Annotated in this window: 19 protein-coding genes; 10 read left to right on the forward strand and 9 right to left on the reverse strand. The window is 64.4% G+C overall.

The features are described 5' to 3' along the window. Positions 1 to 296: 296 nt before the first annotated feature. From rpsO to rbfA, 6 genes are all read right to left on the reverse strand, one after another. Positions 297 to 566: a 30S ribosomal protein S15 gene (rpsO, locus tag NTA49_RS10090; RefSeq protein WP_258294619.1), complete on the reverse strand. Its 270-nt coding sequence runs from the start codon at positions 564 to 566 to the stop codon at positions 297 to 299. Positions 567 to 754: 188 nt separating this feature from the next. Next, positions 755 to 1,777, reverse strand: coding sequence for a calcium-binding protein (locus tag NTA49_RS10095; protein WP_258294621.1), 1,023 nt, complete (start codon positions 1,775 to 1,777; stop codon positions 755 to 757). A gap of 112 nt (positions 1,778 to 1,889) precedes the next feature. Continuing rightward, the gene (locus tag NTA49_RS10100) at positions 1,890 to 2,423 is read right to left on the reverse strand and encodes a DUF1643 domain-containing protein (RefSeq protein WP_258294622.1); all 534 of its coding nucleotides are present in this window, start codon (positions 2,421 to 2,423) and stop codon (positions 1,890 to 1,892) included. A 2-nt stretch (positions 2,424 to 2,425) separates the two neighbouring features. Continuing rightward, complete coding sequence (truB, locus tag NTA49_RS10105; RefSeq protein WP_258294623.1) at positions 2,426 to 3,331, reverse strand: tRNA pseudouridine(55) synthase TruB; 906 nt, start codon at positions 3,329 to 3,331, stop codon at positions 2,426 to 2,428. 90 nt (positions 3,332 to 3,421) lie between these two features. Beyond that, positions 3,422 to 4,162, reverse strand: a complete 741-nt coding sequence (locus NTA49_RS10110) for a phosphodiester glycosidase family protein (protein WP_258294624.1) — start codon at positions 4,160 to 4,162, stop codon at positions 3,422 to 3,424. Next, positions 4,162 to 4,557, reverse strand: coding sequence for a 30S ribosome-binding factor RbfA (gene rbfA / locus NTA49_RS10115; RefSeq protein ID WP_258294625.1), 396 nt, complete (start codon positions 4,555 to 4,557; stop codon positions 4,162 to 4,164). Before rbfA ends, NTA49_RS10110 begins: the two co-directional genes overlap by 1 nt. An 89-nt stretch (positions 4,558 to 4,646) precedes the next feature. Between rbfA and dapB the strand changes: the two genes are divergently transcribed. Together dapB and NTA49_RS10125 are read left to right on the forward strand one after the other, a co-directional pair. Beyond that, complete coding sequence (gene dapB / locus NTA49_RS10120) at positions 4,647 to 5,462, forward strand: 4-hydroxy-tetrahydrodipicolinate reductase (RefSeq protein WP_258294626.1); 816 nt, start codon at positions 4,647 to 4,649, stop codon at positions 5,460 to 5,462. Positions 5,463 to 5,552: 90 nt separating this feature from the next. Next, complete coding sequence (locus tag NTA49_RS10125; protein WP_258294627.1) at positions 5,553 to 5,921, forward strand: hypothetical protein; 369 nt, start codon at positions 5,553 to 5,555, stop codon at positions 5,919 to 5,921. Here NTA49_RS10125 and NTA49_RS10130 read toward each other — a convergent pair. Continuing rightward, a complete protein-coding gene (locus tag NTA49_RS10130) occupies positions 5,918 to 6,532 on the reverse strand; it encodes a class I SAM-dependent methyltransferase (RefSeq protein ID WP_258294628.1) in 615 nt (204 codons plus the stop codon). The genes NTA49_RS10125 and NTA49_RS10130 overlap by 4 nt on opposite strands. Positions 6,533 to 6,626: 94 nt before the next feature. Here NTA49_RS10130 and NTA49_RS10135 point away from each other — a divergent pair, with 94 nt between their 5' ends. Further along, positions 6,627 to 7,508 carry a LysR family transcriptional regulator gene (locus NTA49_RS10135; protein WP_258294629.1) on the forward strand — a complete coding sequence of 294 codons (882 nt, stop codon included), beginning with the start codon at positions 6,627 to 6,629 and terminating at the stop codon, positions 7,506 to 7,508. 3 nt (positions 7,509 to 7,511) lie between these two features. Here the strand turns inward: NTA49_RS10135 and NTA49_RS10140 are convergent, their stop codons facing one another. Beyond that, entirely contained in the window at positions 7,512 to 7,694 is a 183-nt protein-coding gene (locus NTA49_RS10140) for a DUF1674 domain-containing protein (RefSeq protein WP_261368255.1), read from the reverse strand. A 75-nt stretch (positions 7,695 to 7,769) separates the two neighbouring features. Here NTA49_RS10140 and NTA49_RS10145 point away from each other — a divergent pair, with 75 nt between their 5' ends. The 7 genes from NTA49_RS10145 (at position 7,770) to NTA49_RS10175 (ending at position 16,338) form a co-directional block, all read left to right on the forward strand. Next, complete coding sequence (locus tag NTA49_RS10145; protein WP_258294631.1) at positions 7,770 to 9,071, forward strand: RsmB/NOP family class I SAM-dependent RNA methyltransferase; 1,302 nt, start codon at positions 7,770 to 7,772, stop codon at positions 9,069 to 9,071. A gap of 98 nt (positions 9,072 to 9,169) precedes the next feature. Continuing rightward, positions 9,170 to 10,912: a heparinase II/III family protein gene (locus NTA49_RS10150; RefSeq protein WP_261368248.1), complete on the forward strand. Its 1,743-nt coding sequence runs from the start codon at positions 9,170 to 9,172 to the stop codon at positions 10,910 to 10,912. A 24-nt stretch (positions 10,913 to 10,936) separates the two neighbouring features. Continuing rightward, positions 10,937 to 12,526, forward strand: coding sequence for a bifunctional phosphoribosylaminoimidazolecarboxamide formyltransferase/IMP cyclohydrolase (gene purH, locus NTA49_RS10155; protein ID WP_258294633.1), 1,590 nt, complete (start codon positions 10,937 to 10,939; stop codon positions 12,524 to 12,526). Positions 12,527 to 12,530: 4 nt separating this feature from the next. Beyond that, the gene (gene lspA / locus NTA49_RS10160; RefSeq protein WP_258294635.1) at positions 12,531 to 13,001 is read left to right on the forward strand and encodes a signal peptidase II; all 471 of its coding nucleotides are present in this window, start codon (positions 12,531 to 12,533) and stop codon (positions 12,999 to 13,001) included. Between the two features lie 66 nt (positions 13,002 to 13,067). Further along, positions 13,068 to 13,592 carry a DUF3035 domain-containing protein gene (locus NTA49_RS10165; protein WP_258294636.1) on the forward strand — a complete coding sequence of 175 codons (525 nt, stop codon included), beginning with the start codon at positions 13,068 to 13,070 and terminating at the stop codon, positions 13,590 to 13,592. 80 nt (positions 13,593 to 13,672) lie between these two features. Then, complete coding sequence (locus tag NTA49_RS10170; protein ID WP_258294637.1) at positions 13,673 to 15,022, forward strand: M16 family metallopeptidase; 1,350 nt, start codon at positions 13,673 to 13,675, stop codon at positions 15,020 to 15,022. Beyond that, on the forward strand, positions 15,019 to 16,338 hold the full coding sequence (locus NTA49_RS10175) for a M16 family metallopeptidase (protein ID WP_258294638.1): 1,320 nt from the start codon (positions 15,019 to 15,021) through the stop codon (positions 16,336 to 16,338). Before NTA49_RS10170 ends, NTA49_RS10175 begins: the two co-directional genes overlap by 4 nt. 101 nt (positions 16,339 to 16,439) lie before the next feature. Here NTA49_RS10175 and NTA49_RS10180 read toward each other — a convergent pair whose 3' ends face one another. Further along, complete coding sequence (locus tag NTA49_RS10180; protein WP_258294639.1) at positions 16,440 to 18,758, reverse strand: aldehyde dehydrogenase family protein; 2,319 nt, start codon at positions 18,756 to 18,758, stop codon at positions 16,440 to 16,442. Between the last annotated feature and the right edge of the window lie 2 nt (positions 18,759 to 18,760).

The following is an 18,760-nucleotide window of genomic DNA, read 5'->3' on the forward strand; positions in this document are numbered from 1 at the left end:
GGGGACCTGCCCACATCGAAGTGGCCGACTTCACGCCAAGGTTGTTTTTTCCTGTCCCTTGGCGAAAAAGCATAGTCCCGCAAGTCCAGTCGAGGGAACCAAAACTTACCCGCTCAACGCAAAATCGGCCTGCGCAACGGCCTTGATGCAAAGAGTTCGGCCTGTTCGACACGCAATGCTTGCATTTCGCCCTTTCGCCGAAATGGCCCCGGCAGAACGCAAAAACGCCCGCCGATAAGGGCGAGCGTTCTGATCCGGTGCAACCGAAACGGCTGCGTCAGGATAAAATCAACAGCTTAGCGGCGGATGCCCAGGCGTTTGATCAGGTCCTGGTAACGCGCTTCTTCCTTGCCCTTCAGGTAGTCCAGCAGCTTGCGGCGCAGGGCAACCATCTTCAACAGACCACGGCGACCGTGGTTGTCTTTCTTGTGGGTCTTGAAGTGCTCGGTCAGGGTCGCGATGCGGTTTGTCAGGATGGCAATCTGCACTTCGGGCGAACCGGTGTCGCCTTCGGCAGTTGCAAATTCCTTCATGACGCGTTGCTTTTCTTCGGCAGTAATCGACATCGGGGTCTCCTTTTCAAAAGGTTAAGGTGATGGCGCAAGCCGGGATGTCGTCCAGCAGGGCCCGTGGAGAGTGTCGCAGCCGTGCAAAAGCGCAGCGGCGATGGGGGCGTATAGGGGGATTCCCGCGCGAAGGCAAAGATTTATTCGCACAGGTAATTTACGGTGGATTTTGGCGGATTTCGCACAGCTTACAGGTTGGCGATGCCGCTGGTCTGCGCCGCGCTCAGCGGGATCACGGAGATGTCGCCAAGGGTCAGGCTCGCGCCGCCGTTGATGTCCGCAATGGTGATACCGCCCATCATCACATGCATGACGTTGGCGTCCAGCGGATCGGGGCGCAGGGCGATCTGAGGCTCGGCTGCGGCTTCAGTGTCGTTCCAGATCAGCACGATGCTGTCGTCTTCGACGTCAAAGTCGATGACCTCGACCGCATGGCCCCCTGCGATCCAGTCGCCCGCGACAATCGTGTCCAGACCGGCCCCTGCGGTCACCACGTCGCCCGCGCCCGCAACGATCACATCGTCACCGCCGCCGCCGTTAAGAAAATCGCGGTCGTCGCTTTCATCGTCGTCGCTTTCCCTGTCGTCGCGTGTGATTTCTTCGGTCAGCGCGCCGGTGTTCGCGTCGTGGGTCACGCCGAACAGCACGTCATTGCCCCAGCCGCCGAACAGCGTGTCGGCACCTGCGCCACCGTGCAGGGTATCGTCGTCCAGCCCGCCATGCAGGGCGTCGTCACCATCGCCGCCAGACAGCAGATCGTTGCCTGCGGACCCGTACAGCGTGTCGTTGCCCTCTCCGCCGTGCAGGATATCGTCGTCGTTGTGCCCGAACAGCGCGTCGTCGCCCGCGCCCCCGTGCACTTCATCATGGCCGTCGCCCCCGTGCAGGGTGTCGTCGCCCGCATCGCCGCTCAGCGTGTCATGGCCGTCCATGCCGTGGATGTCGTCGTCGCCATCGCCGCCGTGAACGGTGTCTTCACCGTCATAGCCGCCAATCTGGTCGTCATCGCCGGTGCCGGTCAATGTTTCGGCGTCGTCGTTCCCGATGATGATCGACGCATCCCGAAAGCCCACGGGATCGTTTGCATTCAGGTTGAAATCGTCGCCAATGCGCGGCGCGTCGTCGGCAAGTTTTTCAGGCTGCGGCGCGTCACCTTCGGCGTCGTCGTCCTGTCCGGACATGTCTACGAAGCTGACCGCACCAACGGTCATCAAGCCCATCAATCCCGCCAACCACAACATTTGCGACCAAACTCTCTAACAATACACCCACTTTATAAGGCCACGTTTGGGATTTGATATCAAAGCAATTCCGACCTCATGGTTAACCCTTGGAAAACGCGGGGTCTGCGGGGTGCCAGGGCTCGGGTGCCTGGGAATAGGGCAGGTACAGCGGATGACGCGGATGTCCCGCCTTGGACAGGCCCAGATGAAACAGCGGCTGTCCGGTCTGCGCCAGCAAACGCGCCACCTGCGGGCCGCGCTCCAGATGCGCGCCGTGCGTGCCCCATGCGGCAATCACCACATCGGCCCATTGGGCCGCCTGCGCGATGGCCGCGTCATTCTCAGGGCCAACAGGATCGGCAGCCGCGCGCATCTTGCGCGGATCGGTATCGCGCCAGGCAAAGATGTTGGTCACACAGAACGCACCATAGCCCAGCGTGCGCGCCCGCCGTTCGCAGCGTTCCACCGTGGGGTCGTTCTGCACCTCGGTCGCGGTCGAAGGGTTCAGCATCACGAACGTCACCCGCGCGGCATTGTCGTCCCAGATCCGCGTCAGGCTGTAACGATAGCGCTCGCAGTCGGAATAGACGGCAGTCGACGGCGCGTCGCCCTTGGTATGCGTGCGGGTGATCATGGTCAGTGGTTGAACACGCGCGCGGGGTGCACTTCGCCGGATTTGTACCGGCCCACGGCCACGGCCTTGCCTTCGAACGACACCCAGACCTCGTCGCCGTATTCCACGTCCGACGGCAGCACCATGCCGGGGTTGCCGTTGCGCAGACGCACGGCACCCTCGGCGGTGGCCTTCAGCTCCGGCAGATCGGCCAGACCTTCCTCGACCGGGCGCAGATGCGCGTCCAGCGCGGGATCATGCGCCATCGCCTCGATCTGCTCCAGCGTCAGCCCGTCCTCGACGTCGAACGGGCCCGACCAGATGCGGCGCAATTCTCGTACATGGGCGAAACATCCCAGCGCCGCACCCAGATCACGCGCGATGGACCGCACATAGCCGCCCTTGCCACAGGTCATTTCCAGCGTCACATGATCGGCATCGGGGCGGCCCGCCATCAGCAGCTCCTCGACCCACAAAGGCCGTGCGGCAATCTCCATCTCTTCGCCGTCGCGGGCACGTTTATAGGCGCGCTGCCCATCGATCTTGACCGCAGAGAACTGCGGCGGCACCTGCATGATGTCACCGACAAAGGCCCCCAGCGCGTCCTTGATCTGATCGTCGGTGGGGCGTGTATCAGACTGTGCGATCACTTCGCCCTCGGCATCGTCAGTGTTGGTGGCCTGACCCAGCCGCACGGTGAACGAATAGGCCTTCAGCGCATCGGTAATATAGGGAACCGTCTTGGTCGCCTCGCCCAATGCAATCGCCAGAACGCCGGTGGCATCGGGGTCCAGCGTGCCCGCGTGGCCCGCCTTCTTGGCGTTCAGCGCCCAGCGCACCTTGTTCACCACGGTGGTGGAGGTCGGGCCTGCGGGCTTGTCGATGACCAGCCAGCCGGAAATATCGCGTCCTTTGGATCTGCGGCCCATGGTGCCCCCTTGGTTTGCCCTGTCGGATCTTCGTGAAATTCAGAGCGTGCGGCCTAGCCGAGCGGCCTCATGCTGTCAATTCGGTGTCGCTCAGGGTGCCTTGCGCGCCACGGTGCCGATGATCGGCCCCAGGCGGCGACCGGGATCGTGCCGCCCCAACCCCGGCGCATAGAGCCGCGAGACGTTGCCGTCGAAATACAAGGCCTGCGGCACGTCCAGCGCGTCGCGGAAAAAGCTGCCAAACTCGTGGAATGTGACCGGATTGTTCGAAATCGCGAAAACCGCCCTATGCCCGTCAGCGCTGGTGCCGACCCCGTTGCGCACATAGCGCGAGGTTGCATCGACCAGAAAACGGGGGTGCAGTTCGCCGTCGATCACCAGCATCGGGCCGGATTGCGTGGCGCTGGTGCAGGCGGGGTTCTCACGCGCGAAACGCAGGGTTTCGATTACGTCGGCGCGCCCGTCACGCAGGCACAGCACACCGTTCGGCAGCAGGCCAAAGTTGCCGGGCCCCTCTTGGGTGACCAACCCCATCTCCTGCTGGCCGTCCTCGACGTACAGACCCACGGGCGCGCGGTCCTCGTGGTACATGCCCGCATTCATCGCAAAACCCAGGGTCTGGCCGTTCGCGCCCAGCGCCTGATTGATCGCGTTGAAGCTGCCATAGATGCCGCCCGCGTCATTGCGCAGGAACAGGCGCAAGTCCTCTGTCGTCAGATCAACCGAACAGATCGTATAGCGATTGCCTGCATGTTCGCGATTCTCGCATTCAGCCGCCCAGACCGGCCCGCAGCCCAGCCAGACCAGCGCGCCGATCAGCAGGGCGCGCATCAGCTTTCGGTGTCCCGGCGTACCGCGTCCTGGTTCAGCATCCGGCGCGTGTCGTCCATCTGGTCGAATGTCATGTCCAACTGAAAGCGCAGATCAGGCGAATGTTTCAGCGCCAGCTTCTTGTTGATGGCGTGCCGCAACTCGCCCTTGTTACGGCCCAGCAGCTTCAGCACCTCGTCCTTGCCGGCACCCCCCAGGGGCAGCACGTAGGCCGTGGCGATTTTCAGATCGGGCGACGTGCGCACTTCGCCCACCGTGATCGACATGCGGTTCAGTTCGGGGTCGTGCACGTCACCGCGTGCCAGCACTTCGGACAAAGCGCGGCGGATCAATTCACCAACCCGAAGTTGACGCTGGGACGGACCGGCTCCGTCATGAGACTTGTTCTTTGCCATACCCCCCATCTAGGACAGGCCGCAGGCTTTGCCAAGCCGCACCGCACAGGCTAGACCTGAGATCAACCGCTTATCCAAGGAATTGACCCATGGCCGATACAACAGGAATTGCCGTCACCGGAGCCTCGGGGCGCATGGGGCAGATGCTGATCCGTACCATTGCCCAAACCGACGGCGTGCATCTGGCCGCTGCCATCGAGCGCGCGGGTCATACTTGGGTCGGACAGGACGTGGGGCAGGCTATGGGCGGGCAGGCCAATGGCGTGATCGTGACCGATGACGCGTCCCGTGCAATTGCCGCCGCGCAGGTGGTGATCGACTTTACCGCGCCCGAGGCGACATTGGCCTTTGCCGATCTCTGCGCGCAGGCGGGCGTGGCCCATGTGATCGGCACCACCGGCATGACCGACGCGCAGATCGCGCAGCTGGAACCGGCAGCGCGAAAATGCGCCATCGTGCGGGCGGGCAACATGAGCCTGGGGGTCAACCTGCTGGTGCAGTTGACCAAACGCGTCGCCGCCGCCCTGGACGAGGATTTCGACATCGAGGTGATCGAGGCGCACCACCACCACAAGGTCGATGCGCCCTCGGGCACTGCCCTGATGCTGGGCGAGGCCGCCGCCGAAGGCCGCGGCGTGGCCCTGAACGATGTGCGCGACAGCGGGCGCGACGGCATCACCGGTGCGCGCAAGCGCGGCGACATCGGCTTTGCGGCGATTCGCGGGGGCGACATCGTGGGCGAACATGACGTTATGTTCGCAGGCCCCGGCGAGCGGATCGTGCTGCGCCACATGGCGACCGACCGTCTGGTCTTTGCCCGCGGCGCGATACGTGCCGCGAAGTGGACGCAAGGGCGCGCACCTGGTGCCTATGACATGCTGGACGTGCTGGGCCTGAACGGCTGAGACACCTGCGATAAAACAAAGCATTTGTGAACCATTTGGCAAGGGTGTCCGTATACCTTGTCAACAGTATCTCAAAGCCGAGTTTTCATCATGTTTGCTAAGCGTATCATGTTCACGGCGCTGGCCGCCATCGCACTCGCCCTTCCCGCCATGCCCGCATGGGCACAGACGGGCGTGGTCAACTCGCAGTCCGATTTCATCAAGCTGGTCAACGGCAAGACCCTGACGCGCCCGCTCGTGCGGCTTGAGGTGCGGCCAGACGGCAGCATCACCGGCAAGGGTGCCGCCTGGGATGTCACCGGCACCTGGAACTGGCAGGGCGGTTATTTCTGCCGCGATCTGTTCTGGGGCGGTGATCCGCTGGGTTACAACTGCCAGCAGGTCAGCATGGTCGATGGCCGCATCCAGTTCACATCCGACGAGGGGCGTGGCGATTCGGCGGCATTCCGTCTGAACTAGAGCTTCGTGGCGACGACAAAGCGGCTGAACCCGTTGCCATGCGTTTCGGCGACCTCGATCCGAAACCCGGCTTCTGTGATAGCCCCTTCCAGATATGCGGCGTCGAAATTTCCGACATAGGGCGCCTTGCCCAGCTTCTGCATCACCCAGATCAACGGCGGCAGGAACATGCTGCCATCGCGCAGGCAGGTCGACTTGCTGATGAACCGCCCGCCGGGGCGCAGCAGCCCGCTCACCGCGCCCAGCGTTTCCGGCAGGTTTGGCACCAGATGCAGCAGGTTGAACGCTAGGACCGCATCGAACGGCGCCAGCTCTTGCAGCGCGGCATCGTCGGGCGCATGCGTGGCAAAGCGCAGATTGTCCGGCGCGGGCTTGGCCTGCGCGATCCCGATCATTCCATGCGCGATGTCCGTCGCCAGCAGCGTCCTCACATCTCCGGCCAGTTTCAGCGCCGTGGTGCCGGTGCCGCAGCCGATTTCCAACGCCTTGGCTTCGGCGGGCAGGAACGCGCGGGTGCGCGCAAGAGTGTGTTCATAAGTCGCCATGTCCTTGATCTTTGACTTGGCGTATTTCGGGGCGGCTTTGCTCCAGAATGTTGCTGCGGTGGGCATGAATTGTCTTTCCGTTAAAATAATGGGGTACGATTAGCGCCGCGCGGCTTAAAAAGAAATTGCGAGAATTCTTACTTAGCCTATGCATTAACGCATGGATAAGCGGATCGACTGGACACAGGCGCGCGGGTTTCTGGCCACGGCGGAACAGGGGTCACTGTCGGCCGGAGCCCGTGCGCTGGGCCTGACGCAGCCCACTTTGGGCCGTCAGGTCGCAGCGCTTGAGGCAGCGCTGGGCGTGGTACTCTTCGAGCGCGTGGGTCGGTCTCTGGTGCTGACCCCCGCAGGGCAGGACATGCTGACCCACGTGCGCAAGATGGGTGCGGCGGCAGATGCGCTGGCGATGGCCGCTGCCGGTCGGGCCGACAGTATCGAGGGGCGCGTCAGCATCACCGCAAGCGATGCGATGTCGGCCTATTGGCTGCCCGCCGTGCTGGTCGAATTGCGCAAGGCCGCGCCCGGCATCATCATCGACGTGATCGCCAGCAACACGGTGCGCGACCTGCAGCGCCGCGAGGCGGACATCGCCATCCGCCACGTCGCCCCGAAAGAGCCCGAGCTGATCGCCCGCAAGCTGCCCGACATGCCCGCTTATCTGTACGCATCTCGGGATTATCTGTACAAGACCGGCACGCCGCACACGCTGGCCGATTTTCAGCAGCTGGATTTCATCGCCTTCGACGCAGACCCGGCGGGAATCGCATTGCTGAACCAGCACGGTCTGCCGGTGACTGCCGCAATGATCCGCGCGACCTCGGCCAACGGTGTCGCGGTCTGGGAAATGGTGCGGCAGGGTCTGGGCGTCAGCGTGATGGTCGAAACCATTGCACTGCACACCCCCGAAGTCGTCCGCATCATGCCGCAGATCGCTCCGGTCATGGTGCCCACATGGCTGACCGTCCACCGCGAGGTGCACACGAATCGCCGGATCAGGCTGGTCTACGATCTGCTGGCAGAGGCGCTTGAAAGGGCCTGAGGCTCAGAAATCTATCGCCAGCCCTTTTTTCTCCCAATCGCCATAGCGGACGGGCTCGAGCCCGTTGATCCGCCCGCCGTGTTCGGTGGGCAGGTCCAAGGGCTTGGCAGCCTTGCGGCGTTCCTCGGCCTCGGCCAGAGCGCGCAGGGCGGCGGGAGGCAGGTCGGTATCGGAGTTATCTGTCATCGTCATGGGTGCTTTCCCTGTCATCCCCCTTGATATACGCCCCTTCGGGAACAGAACAACCCGAGTAGGCGCAAGATGGCAGACCAAGGCACACAATCGGCGGGCAAACCGCAGGCGGGCATCCCGGCGCGGCGCAGTGCGATTGCGATGCTGGACCAGATCCAGGACGAGGGCCGTCTGATGGCCGAGCTGATCGGTTCGGGCATGCTCGACAGGCTGGACGCGCCGGACCGCGCGCGGGCGCAGCGGCTGGCCTCGGACACCCTGCGCGGGCTGGAACGTGCGGACCGCGTGCTGAAGAAACACCTGAACAAGGTGCCGCCGCTGACCGTGCTGAACGCACTGCGACTGGGCACGGCCGAGCTGTGCAACGGCGGTGCCGCGCATGGTGTGGTCAACGATCTGGTGCAGATCATCGGGCGGCACAAACGCTATGGCCACCTAAAGGGGCTGGTGAACGCGGTGCTGCGCAAGGTCGCGGCGACGGGCCCCGAACAGTGGGCAGCCCTGCGGGTGCCGCGCCTGCCGAAATGGCTGCGCAGTCCGTTGGTGGATGCCTGGGGGCCCGAGGCGATGCTGGCGATGGAGGCCGCGCATTTTGCAGGCGCGCCGCTGGACCTGAGCGTGAAGGGCGATGCAGACGCCGTGGCGCAGGCCGTCGGTGGCAAGGTTCTGCCGACCGGATCGGTGCGTGTGGCGGATGCGGGGCAGGTGTCAGCCCTGGCGGGTTTCGAGGCGGGCGACTGGTGGGTGCAGGACGCCGCCGCCGCGATTCCCGCGCGCCTGTTGCAGGTGCAGGCGGGCACCCGCGTCCTCGACCTCTGCGCGGCACCGGGCGGCAAGACATTGCAACTGGCCGCCACCGGCGCCGACGTGACGGCGGTGGACATCTCCGACAGCCGCCTTGGCCGGTTGCGCGAAAACCTGGCGCGCACCGGGCTGAGCGCCACGGTGCAGGCAGGCGACGTGCTGGAACTGCAGGGCAGCTGGCCCGCGATCCTTCTGGATGCGCCATGTTCGGCCACGGGCACGATCCGGCGGCACCCCGATCTGCCCCACGCCAAGGACGGCAGCGAGTTCGGCGCGCTGATCGACCTGCAAACCCAAATGATCGACCACGCATGGGGACTGCTAGAGGCAGGCGGGCGGATGGTTTATTGCACTTGCAGCCTGTTGCCGGACGAGGGCGAGGTGCAGGTCATCGAAGCGCTGCAACGCCACCAGGATATGTCAGTGGACCGCGCAGCGCTGGACGCACCGGGCATCGACGCGGATTGGATCACCGAAGAAGGCGGATTGCGCCTGCGACCCGACTATTGGGCCACGCTGGGCGGCATGGACGGATTTTACATCGCGGTGCTGCGCAAAGAGCGGTGACTTGAGCCCCCGGACGGGTTATCATCCGGCCCAAGCGCCGTCAGAGCGCACCGCAAGAGCGCACGAGGCCGAGCCAGACCCCATGACGGGATACACCCATGTCTGAACCCACAGGGTTCACCGCGCGAAAAGCGCGTTTTCTCAACCGGCTTCATGCCCGGTTGGCAACGCGTGGACGGGTGGCAACGGCGTTTGTGTCCTCTCCCGAACCCAAGACGATCGGCAGCTTTGCGCGGGGGCGGCAACTGTCCGCGGGCAACTATCTGTTCGCGGGGCACCTGATTTCAGCGCCCGATGTCGGGCTGTGGGATCTGGCGGTGCCCGACCAGGCCTTTGCCAACGAACTCCACGGGTTTGCCTGGCTGGACGATCTGGCCGCCGTCGGCGATCTGGCCACGCGCGAGGCCGCGCAGCGGTGGCTGTGGGGCTGGATCGACCGTTTCGGCAGGGGCGCGGGGGCGGGTTGGACGCCTGATCTGACCGGGCGTCGGCTGATCCGCTGGATCAACCACGCGCTGTTCGTGCTGCGCGGACAGGAAAAGGAACAGAGCGATCTGTTCTATCAGTCGCTCGCGCAGCAGACGCGGTTCCTGTCGAAACGCTGGCCTTCCGCCGCGCCCGGGCTGCCCCGGTTCGAGGCGCTGACCGGGCTGATCTATGCAGGTCTGTCGCTGGAGGGAATGGAGGCGCTGGCCGAACCCGCGATCAAGGCGCTGGCCCGCGAATGTCAAAGCCAGATCGACGCGCAGGGCGGTCTGCCCACGCGCAATCCCGAGGAATTGCTGGATGTCTTCACCTTGCTGACCTGGGCCGCCGCAACGCTGAGCGAGGCGGGGCGCGAAGCCCCTGCGGCCCATCTGGACGCCATCGAGCGTATCGCACCGACCCTGCGCACCCTGCGCCATTCCGACGGCGCGCTGGCGCGGTTCCATGGCGGCGGGCGCGGGCAGGAGGGCTGGCTGGATCATGCGCTGGCGGCCAGCGGGATAAAGACGCGGCAGGCCGACGGGCTGTCTATGGGCTATGCGCGGCTGAGTGCGGGGCGCACCAGCGTGATCGTCGATGCGAGCCCGCCTGCCACGGGCAAGGCCAGCCGCAATGCACATGCCTCGACCCTTGCGTTCGAGCTGACTTCGGGGCGGCGACCGCTGATCGTCAGCTGCGGCCCCGGTGGATCGTTCGGGGCGGAATGGCGACGGGCGGGGCGTGCGACGCCGTCGCACAGCACGCTGGTGCTGGACGGCTATTCCAGCGCGCGGCTGGGCGACGCGGACCGTTCGGGGGCCAACGAGATTCTGGTCGATACCCCGAAGGACGTGCCCGTCGAGATGAGCCAGGCCTATGACGGCATCAGGTTCGAGGGCGGGCATGACGGATTTGTCAGCACCCACGGTCTGACCCACGCGCGGATGCTCGAGCTGACCTTTGACGGGCGCGGCATGGCGGGCGAGGACATGTTGCTGGCGCTGGAAGACAACGCCAAGCGCCGCTTTGACCGGGTTCTGGACGCGGGCAAGCTGCAAGGCGTGCCCTTCGCGATCCGCTTTCACCTGCACCCGGAGGTCGATGCGACCCTCGATCTGGGCGGTGCCGCCATCTCGATGGCGCTGAAAAGCGGTGAAATCTGGGTTTTTCGGCATGATGGCAATTGTGAATTGCGTTTGGACCCAAGCGTTTATCTGGAAAAAGGCAGATTAAAGCCGCGTGCGACGCAACAGATCGTTCTCATCGGGCGCGCGATGCAGTATGCCACCCGCATTCGCTGGTCCTTGTCCAAGGCGCAGGAGACTGCAATTGGCATCAGGGACCTGTCCCGAGATGAACTTGATATGGCCGATTAGGCCGCAAAAAGGCTGCTGAATACAATGACCACCGATCTCTATCCCGTGCGCCGCGCGCTGATTTCCGTATCCGACAAGACCGGCCTTGTGCCGTTTGGTCAGGCCCTGGCCGCGCGGGGCGTCGAGTTGCTGAGCACCGGCGGCACGGCGGCGGCATTGCGGGCGGCGGGTCTGACGGTGCGGGACGTGGCAGAGGTGACGGGATACCCCGAGATGATGGACGGGCGGGTCAAGACGCTGCACCCCGCTGTCCACGGCGGCTTGCTGGCGCTGCGCGACAATGCCGACCACCGTGCCGCGATGGACGCGCACGGGATCGGTGCGATCGACCTGGTCGTGGTGAACCTCTACCCGTTCGAGGAAACCGTGGCGAAGGGTGCCGCCTATGACGAGGTGATCGAGAATATCGACATCGGCGGCCCTGCGATGATCCGGTCGGCGGCGAAGAACCACGGGTTCGTCAACATCGTTGTGGACGTGGAAGATTACGACGTGGTGCTGGCCGAGATGGAGGCCAACGATGGCCAGACCAGCTATGCCTTGCGGCAGCGTCTTGCGCAGACGGCCTATGGGCGCACGGCGGCTTACGACACTGCAGTCAGCACCTGGATGGCGGCGCAGGTCGGCGGCACCCCGCGGCGGCGCAGCTTTGCGGGCACATTGGCCCAAGGGTTGCGCTATGGCGAGAACCCGCATCAGGCGGCGGCTTTCTATACCGACGGCAGCGCGCGCGCCGGTGTGGCCACGGCCAAGCAGCATCAGGGCAAGGAGCTGTCGTACAACAACATCAACGACACCGACGCGGCCTTCGAGCTGGTCAGCGAGTTCGACCCGGCGCAGGGGCCTGCCTGTGCGATCATCAAGCACGCCAACCCCTGCGGCGTGTCGCGCGGGGCGACACTGAAAGAAGCCTATGCCCGCGCGTTCGATTGCGACCGCACCAGCGCATTCGGCGGGATTATCGCCCTGAACCAGCCGCTTGACGCAGACACGGCGCGCGAGATCACCGGTATCTTTACCGAAGTTGTGATCGCGCCCGGTGCCAGCGCAGAGGCAATGGATATTTTTAGCCAGAAGAAGAACCTGCGTCTGCTGACCACCGACGGTCTGGCCGCTGCCGGTGCCGCCGCGCTGGCCGTGCGGCAGGTGTCGGGCGGATTTCTGGCGCAGGACAAGGACGTGGGCCGGATCACCCGCGACGATCTGCAGGTCGTGACCAAGCGCGCGCCGTCCGAGCAGGAATTGAACGATCTGCTCTTCGCCTGGACCGTGGCGAAACACGTCAAATCCAACGCGATCATCTACGTCAAGGACGGGGCGACGGTGGGCGTCGGCGCGGGCCAGATGAGCCGCGTGGACAGCACCCGCATCGCCGCGCGCAAGGCGCAGGACATGGCCGAGGCACTTGGCCTGTCGCAGCCGCTGACCCTAGGGTCTGTCGTGGCGTCTGATGCGTTCTTTCCCTTTGCCGACGGTCTGATCACCGCCGCCGAAGCCGGCGCGACCGCGATCATCCAGCCCGGCGGGTCGATGCGCGACGACGAGGTCATCGCGGCAGCGGACGAGGCGGGTCTGGCGATGGTGCTGACCGGCATGCGTCACTTCCGGCACTGACCAGATGCGGTTGATTGCCATATCGGCGCTGATCGCGCTGCTGCTGGATCAGGCCAGCAAATATGTCGTGGTGCACATGATGCAGCTGTGGCGCGTGCGCGAGATCGACGTGCTGCCGCCGCTGCTGAATTTCCGTTACGGCGAAAACCGGGGCATCAACTTTGGCCTGATGGATGGCGAGGGCGATGCCGGTCGGTGGATCCTGATCGTGCTGGCCCTGCTGATCTGCTCAGCCGTGCTGTGGTGGCTGCGTGGGGCGCATCAGCGGCCCGTGGTGTTCGTCAGCGCGGGCCTGCTGATCGGCGGTGCGCTGGGCAATGTCGTGGACCGTGTGCTCTATGGCTATGTGCTGGATTTCCTGAACATGTCGTGCTGCGGCATCCAGAACCCTTTTGTGTTCAATGTTGGCGATATCTTCATATTTGCGGGCGCAATAGGACTGGTGATTTTCGCGCAGGACAAAAAGCGGGCGTGACATTGCCCCGCCTGCTGCGATAGTCAGAGAACAAAGGCCCGTTGGGGCAAGTGGTGGGAGAAGGCAATGCGCCTGGTACGCGGACTGATGGCATTGACGGCAGCGCTGGCTTTGGGAGCTTGCGCCAATACGGGTCTGCGCGATCTGAACGGCACATCCGATGGCCCGGACGAGTTTATCGTGACCCCGTCAAAGCCCCTGCAGGAACCCGACAGCTATACGGCATTGCCTGCGCCGACCCCCGGTCAGGCCAACCTGGTCGATCTGCGCCCGCTTGAGGAAAGCGTCGGCACATTGGGCGGGCGTCGCGGATCGCCCACGGGCGCCGTGCCTGCCAGCGATGGCGCCGTGGTCAACCACGCCAGCCGTTTTGGCCGCACTGCGGACATTCGCGCCACTCTGGCCGCCGAGGACGAAGCCTTTCGCAAGCGTCGTGGGCGCTTTACCCAGTACCGGATCGTGCCCGTGGACCGCTATAATCAGGCCTACAAGCCGCAGGCCATCGACCCGAACAAGGTGGCACGGGCCTATCGCCGTGCCGGTGTGCCGACACCCAGTGCGCCCCCCGTCGATACAAGGTTCCGCGACTAGTCACAAAAACGACAGCGCGCTTGAACATCGCGGCAGGGTGGCCATCTGAAACCTGAAACGCCACCGATATAGGACCGAGGATGACCAGACTGCGCGCCGTTACGGCATTGATCGCAGCCCTGTTGCCACTGGCAGCATGGGCGCAAAGCGAAGCGAACGAAAACGTCACCACATTCGAATTGGACAACGGCATGCAGGTCGTAGTGGTCGAAGACCACCGTGCCCCGGTCGTGACCCATATGTTGTGGTACAAGGCCGGATCGGCGGACGAACCCAAGGGCGCGTCGGGCGTGGCGCATTTCCTGGAACACCTGCTGTTCAAGGCCACAGACAACATGGACGCGGGCGAGTTTTCGGCCACGGTCGCGGCCAACGGCGGGCGCGACAACGCGTTCACCAGCTATGATTACACCGCTTATTACCAGCGCGTTGCCGCAGACCGGCTGGGCCTGATGATGAAGATGGAAGCGGACCGGATGGAGAACTTGCTTCTGACGCCCGAAAACATCGAGACCGAGCGTGACGTCATCATCGAGGAGCGCAACCAGCGCACCGAGAACAATCCGCAAGCGCTGTTCGGAGAACAGATGAACGCGGCGCAGTATCTGAACCACCGCTACGGCGTGCCGATCATCGGCTGGATGCACGAGATGCGGACCCTCGACCTTGAGGATGCGCTGAGCTTCTACGATATTTACTATTCGCCCAACAACGCGGTTCTGGTGGTCGCGGGCGACGTGGACCCCGAGGAAGTGCGTGAACTGGCCGAAACCCATTATGGCGTGATCCCCGCCGAGCCGGACCTGCCCGAACGCCTGCGCACCGAAGAGCCGCCGCAAACCGCCGCACGCCGGGTGATCTTTCGCGATGCGCGGGTGGCGCAACCCTATGTAAGCCGGTCCTATATCGCGCCCGAGCGGGATGCAGGAGCGCAGGAAGAGGCGGCGGCTCTGACCATCCTGGCCGAAATTCTGGGCGGGGGCACAACGTCCTATCTGGCGGAAAAACTGCAGTTCGACACCCGTGTGGCCGTCTATTCGGGCGCGTTCTACCGGGGCAACTCGCTGGACGCCACGACCTTCGATCTGGTGGTGGTGCCCGGTCCCGACGTGAGCCTGCAAGAGGCCGAGGACGCGATGGACGCAGCGCTTGTCAGTTTCATGGAAGAGGGCATCGACGCCGAGCAGCTGGAGCGGATCAAGTTGCAGCTGCGCGCGCAGCAGATCTATGCGCGGGATGACGCGGACGGCGTTGCCAACCGCTATGGAGCGGCGCTGACATCCGGCCTGACGGTCGAGGATGTGCAGGCATGGCCCGACGTGCTGCAGGCGGTGACCGAAGAGGATATCATGGCGGCCGCCGCATCGGTGCTGCGTCCCGAAGGATCGGTGACCGGCTGGCTGACCAAACCCGTGGAGGCAGTTCAATGAGATATATCCTTGCGATGATGATGGCCGTGGTGCTGGCGCTGCCCGCCCGTGCCGATGTCGAGATTACCGAAGTCGTCAGCCCCGGCGGGATCACCGCCTGGCTGGTGGAGGAACCGTCGATCCCCTTCACCGCGATGGAACTGCGGTTTCGCGGCGGTGCGTCGCTGGATGCGCCGGGCAAGCGGGGTGCGACCAACCTGATGACCGGGTTGCTGGAAGAGGGGGCCGCCGACATGGACGCCCGCGCCTTTGCCCGCGCGCTGGAGGGACTTGCTGCCTCGTTCAGCTATGACGTGGGCGACGATGCGCTGGCCGTCTCGGCGCGGTTCCTAACCGAGAACCGCGATGCGGCGGTGGAGCTGCTGCGCGCGTCGCTGCTGGAGCCTGCGTTTGACCCCGAGGCGGTGGAACGCGTGCGCCAGCAGGTGCTGACCGGGCTGCTCTCGGACGAGAAGAACCCCGAGGAGCTGGCAGCCCGTGCCTTTGACAAGCTGGCCTATGGCGATCACCCCTATGGCACGTCGTACACCGGCACCGTGGACAGCGTGAGCGCGCTGACCCGTGATGATCTGGTGGCAGCACATGATGCGGTTCTGGCGAAGGATCGGCTCTATGTGGGTGTCGTCGGCGACATCACCCCCGAAGAGCTGGGTCCGCTGCTGGACGAGTTGCTGGGCGATCTGCCCGAAGTCGGCGCGCCGCTGCCAGAAATGGCAGAGGTGGACATTCCCGGCGGCGTGACCGTGATCGACTTTGAAACGCCGCAGTCGGTGGCGCTGTTCGGTCAGCCCGGCATGGCGCAGAAAGATCCCGATTTCTTTGCAGCGACCGTGCTGAACCAGGTGCTGGGGGGCGGATCGTTTGAAAGCCGCCTGATGAACGAGGTGCGCGAAAAGCGCGGCCTGACCTATGGCGTCTATTCCTATCTGGTGCCGCGTGACTACGCCGCCACCTATATGGGTCGGGTGGCTTCGGCCAACGACCGGATCGAGGAGGCGATTGCGGTGATCCGCGACGAATGGGCCAAGGCCGCCAGCGAAGGCGTGACCGAGGACGAGCTGCGCGATGCCAAGACCTATCTGACCGGCGCGTATCCTTTGCGGTTCGACGGCAATGCGCCGATCGCGCGGATCATGGTGGGGATGCAGATGCTGGGCTTGCCCATCGACTATATCGCCACGCGCAACGAGATGGTCGAGGCCGTGACGATGGACGACGTGAAGCGGGTGGCCGACGAATTGCTGGACCCTGATGGGCTGCATTTCGTGGTGGTTGGTCAGCCCGAGGGGCTGGAGACCGGGCCGCTGCCTGAGTGAGTTCGTTTTGATTTAGATGATGACGCCCGCATTTGGCCGGCGTCATTTATTTTAGGCTCTGCCTCAAACTCCGGGACATTTTGAGCCAAAAGAAATCCGGGTTATTCGCCGTAGGGAATCCAGATGTCCTTGATTTCCGTGGCGGCGGCCAGCGTGTCGCGCATGGCGGGCAGGCTGGTGCCGATCCATGTGCGTTTGAGGTTGCTGGCCGAGCCCTTGCGGATGGTTTCCGACAAGGCAGGGTCCGAGAAGGACCAGACCGCGTCGATGTCCATGTGGCGCGTCATCGTGTCTGCCAGCGCGTCATGCGGGCCTGTCAGAATGTTGACCACGCCCCCAGGCACGTCCGAGGTGTCAAGGATCTGGTAGAAGTCGGTCGCCGCCAGCGGGAACGGCTGCGATGCGCCAAGGATCACGCGGTTGCCCATCGCGATGGCGGGCGCCATCAGCGACACGAGGCCCAGCAGCGGATACGCGTCGGGGCAGAGCGCCGCGATCACGCCGGTCGGTTCCTTCATCGCCAGCGCCACGCCGCGGATCGGGACGCCGTGTGCCTGACCGTCGTACTTGTCGGCCCAGGCGGCGGCGGTGAACAGCGTGTCGATGCTGTCCTGCACCTCTTGCGCGGCGGTCTTGCCGCCCTGGAGGGCGTTCAGCCGTGCCTCGAATTCATCGGCACGTGCGTACAGATTTTCAGCAATGTAGTACAGGATTTGCGCGCGCAGGTGGCCTGTGGACTTGCCCCAGCCTTTTGCAGCTTGGGCCGCTTCGACGGCATTGCGCAGGTCCTTGCGGTTCGATTGAGACGCGTGGCCCAGGAGCGTGCCGTTCTTGGCATAGACCGGAGCCGAGTAGCCGCCATCGGGGCGCGTTTGCTTGCCGCCGATATAAAGCTTTGCAGTGCGGTCGATGCCCTCCGCCGGGCCCTTGTTGCCCTCGAAGGGGGCGATTTGCGGTAGGGTTTTGCCCGTGTCTTTCGGCTTGGTATAGGCGCTTAGCCCTTCCCAGCCGCCTTCGCGGCCAAAGCCGCTTTCGCGGACGCCGCCAAAGCCTGCGGCGGCGTCGAAGAGGTTGGTGGCATTGGTCCAGACCACGCCCGCGGCCAGTTTCGGCGCCACGTCGAGCGCGAGGTTGATGTTCTCGGTCCAGAGCGTCGCGGCCAGCCCGTAGCGGGTGTTGTTGGCCAACTCGACCGCCTCGCTGGGCGTACGGAAGGTGGTCGCGACCAGCACGGGGCCAAAGATTTCCTCCTGCATCAGCGGATGCGCGGTATCGAGGCCGGTGATCAGGGTGGGCGGATAGAAGCAGCCCTGCGCAGGCATGTCGCCAGCCGTCTGGTGCATGTCGCCATCGCTGTTGGCGGCGACCATGTCGGTGATCGTCTTCAGTTGCGTGGCATCGACGATGGCCCCCACGTCGATGCTCTTGTCCAGCGGGTTGCCGATGCGCAGCTTGTCCATGCGGGCGCGCAGCTTGGCGTAGAACCGTTCGGCCACGGGCTCGTGCACCAGCAGGCGCGACCCGGCGCAGCAGACCTGGCCCTGGTTGAACCAGATGGCATCGACCAGCCCCTCGACGGCGGAATCCAGATCGGCGTCGTCGAAGACGATGTAGGGAGATTTGCCGCCCAGCTCCAGCGTCAGTTCCTTGTCGGTGCCTGCGGTCGCTTCGCGGATGCGGCGGCCCACTGCGGTTGATCCGGTAAAGGCGACCTTGTCGACGTCGGCGTTCACGATCATTTCGCCCACGGCCCCGTCGCCGGTGACGAGGTTGACCACGCCCGCAGGCAGGCCCGCCTGACGGCAGATGTCGGCGAACAGCAGTGCGGTCAACGACGTGTATTCCGCCGGTTTCAGCACCACGGTGTTGCCCATCGCCAGCGCTGGCGCGATTTTCCACGCCAGCATCAGCAGCGGAAAGTTCCACGGGATGATCTGGCCGCAGACGCCGATCGCTGTGCGGTCGGGCAGCGCGTCGTGCATCAGTTGGGCCATGCCCGCGTGATAATAGAAATGCCGTTGCGCCAGTGGAATGTCGATATCGCGGCTTTCACGGATCGGTTTGCCGTTGTCGAGCGTTTCGAGCACGGCGAACAGGCGGCTGTGCTTTTGCAGCAGCCGCGCGATGGCATAGAGGTATCGCGCGCGCCCCGGACCGCCGAGCTTTTCCCACTTGGGTTGCGCCTTGCGGGCCGCCGAAACTGCGCTGTCGACGTCCGACTGGCTGGCTTGGCTCAGGCTTGCCAGTACCTCGCCGGTGGCGGGATTGCGGCTGTCGAAGCCACTTGCGGGCTTGGTAAACTGGCCGTCGATGAAGTGGCCGAAGCGGCCCCCTTGATCGACGAGCCACGTCAGCGCTTCGGCGGCCGATTCGGGGGCGGGGCCATAGTCCATCGTCTGAAAAATCTCTTTCACGGTCATGA

Origin of the sequence: Pseudosulfitobacter koreensis (assembly GCF_024733015.1) — a bacterium.
Taxonomy (GTDB): Bacteria; Pseudomonadota; Alphaproteobacteria; order Rhodobacterales; family Rhodobacteraceae; genus Pseudosulfitobacter; species Pseudosulfitobacter koreensis.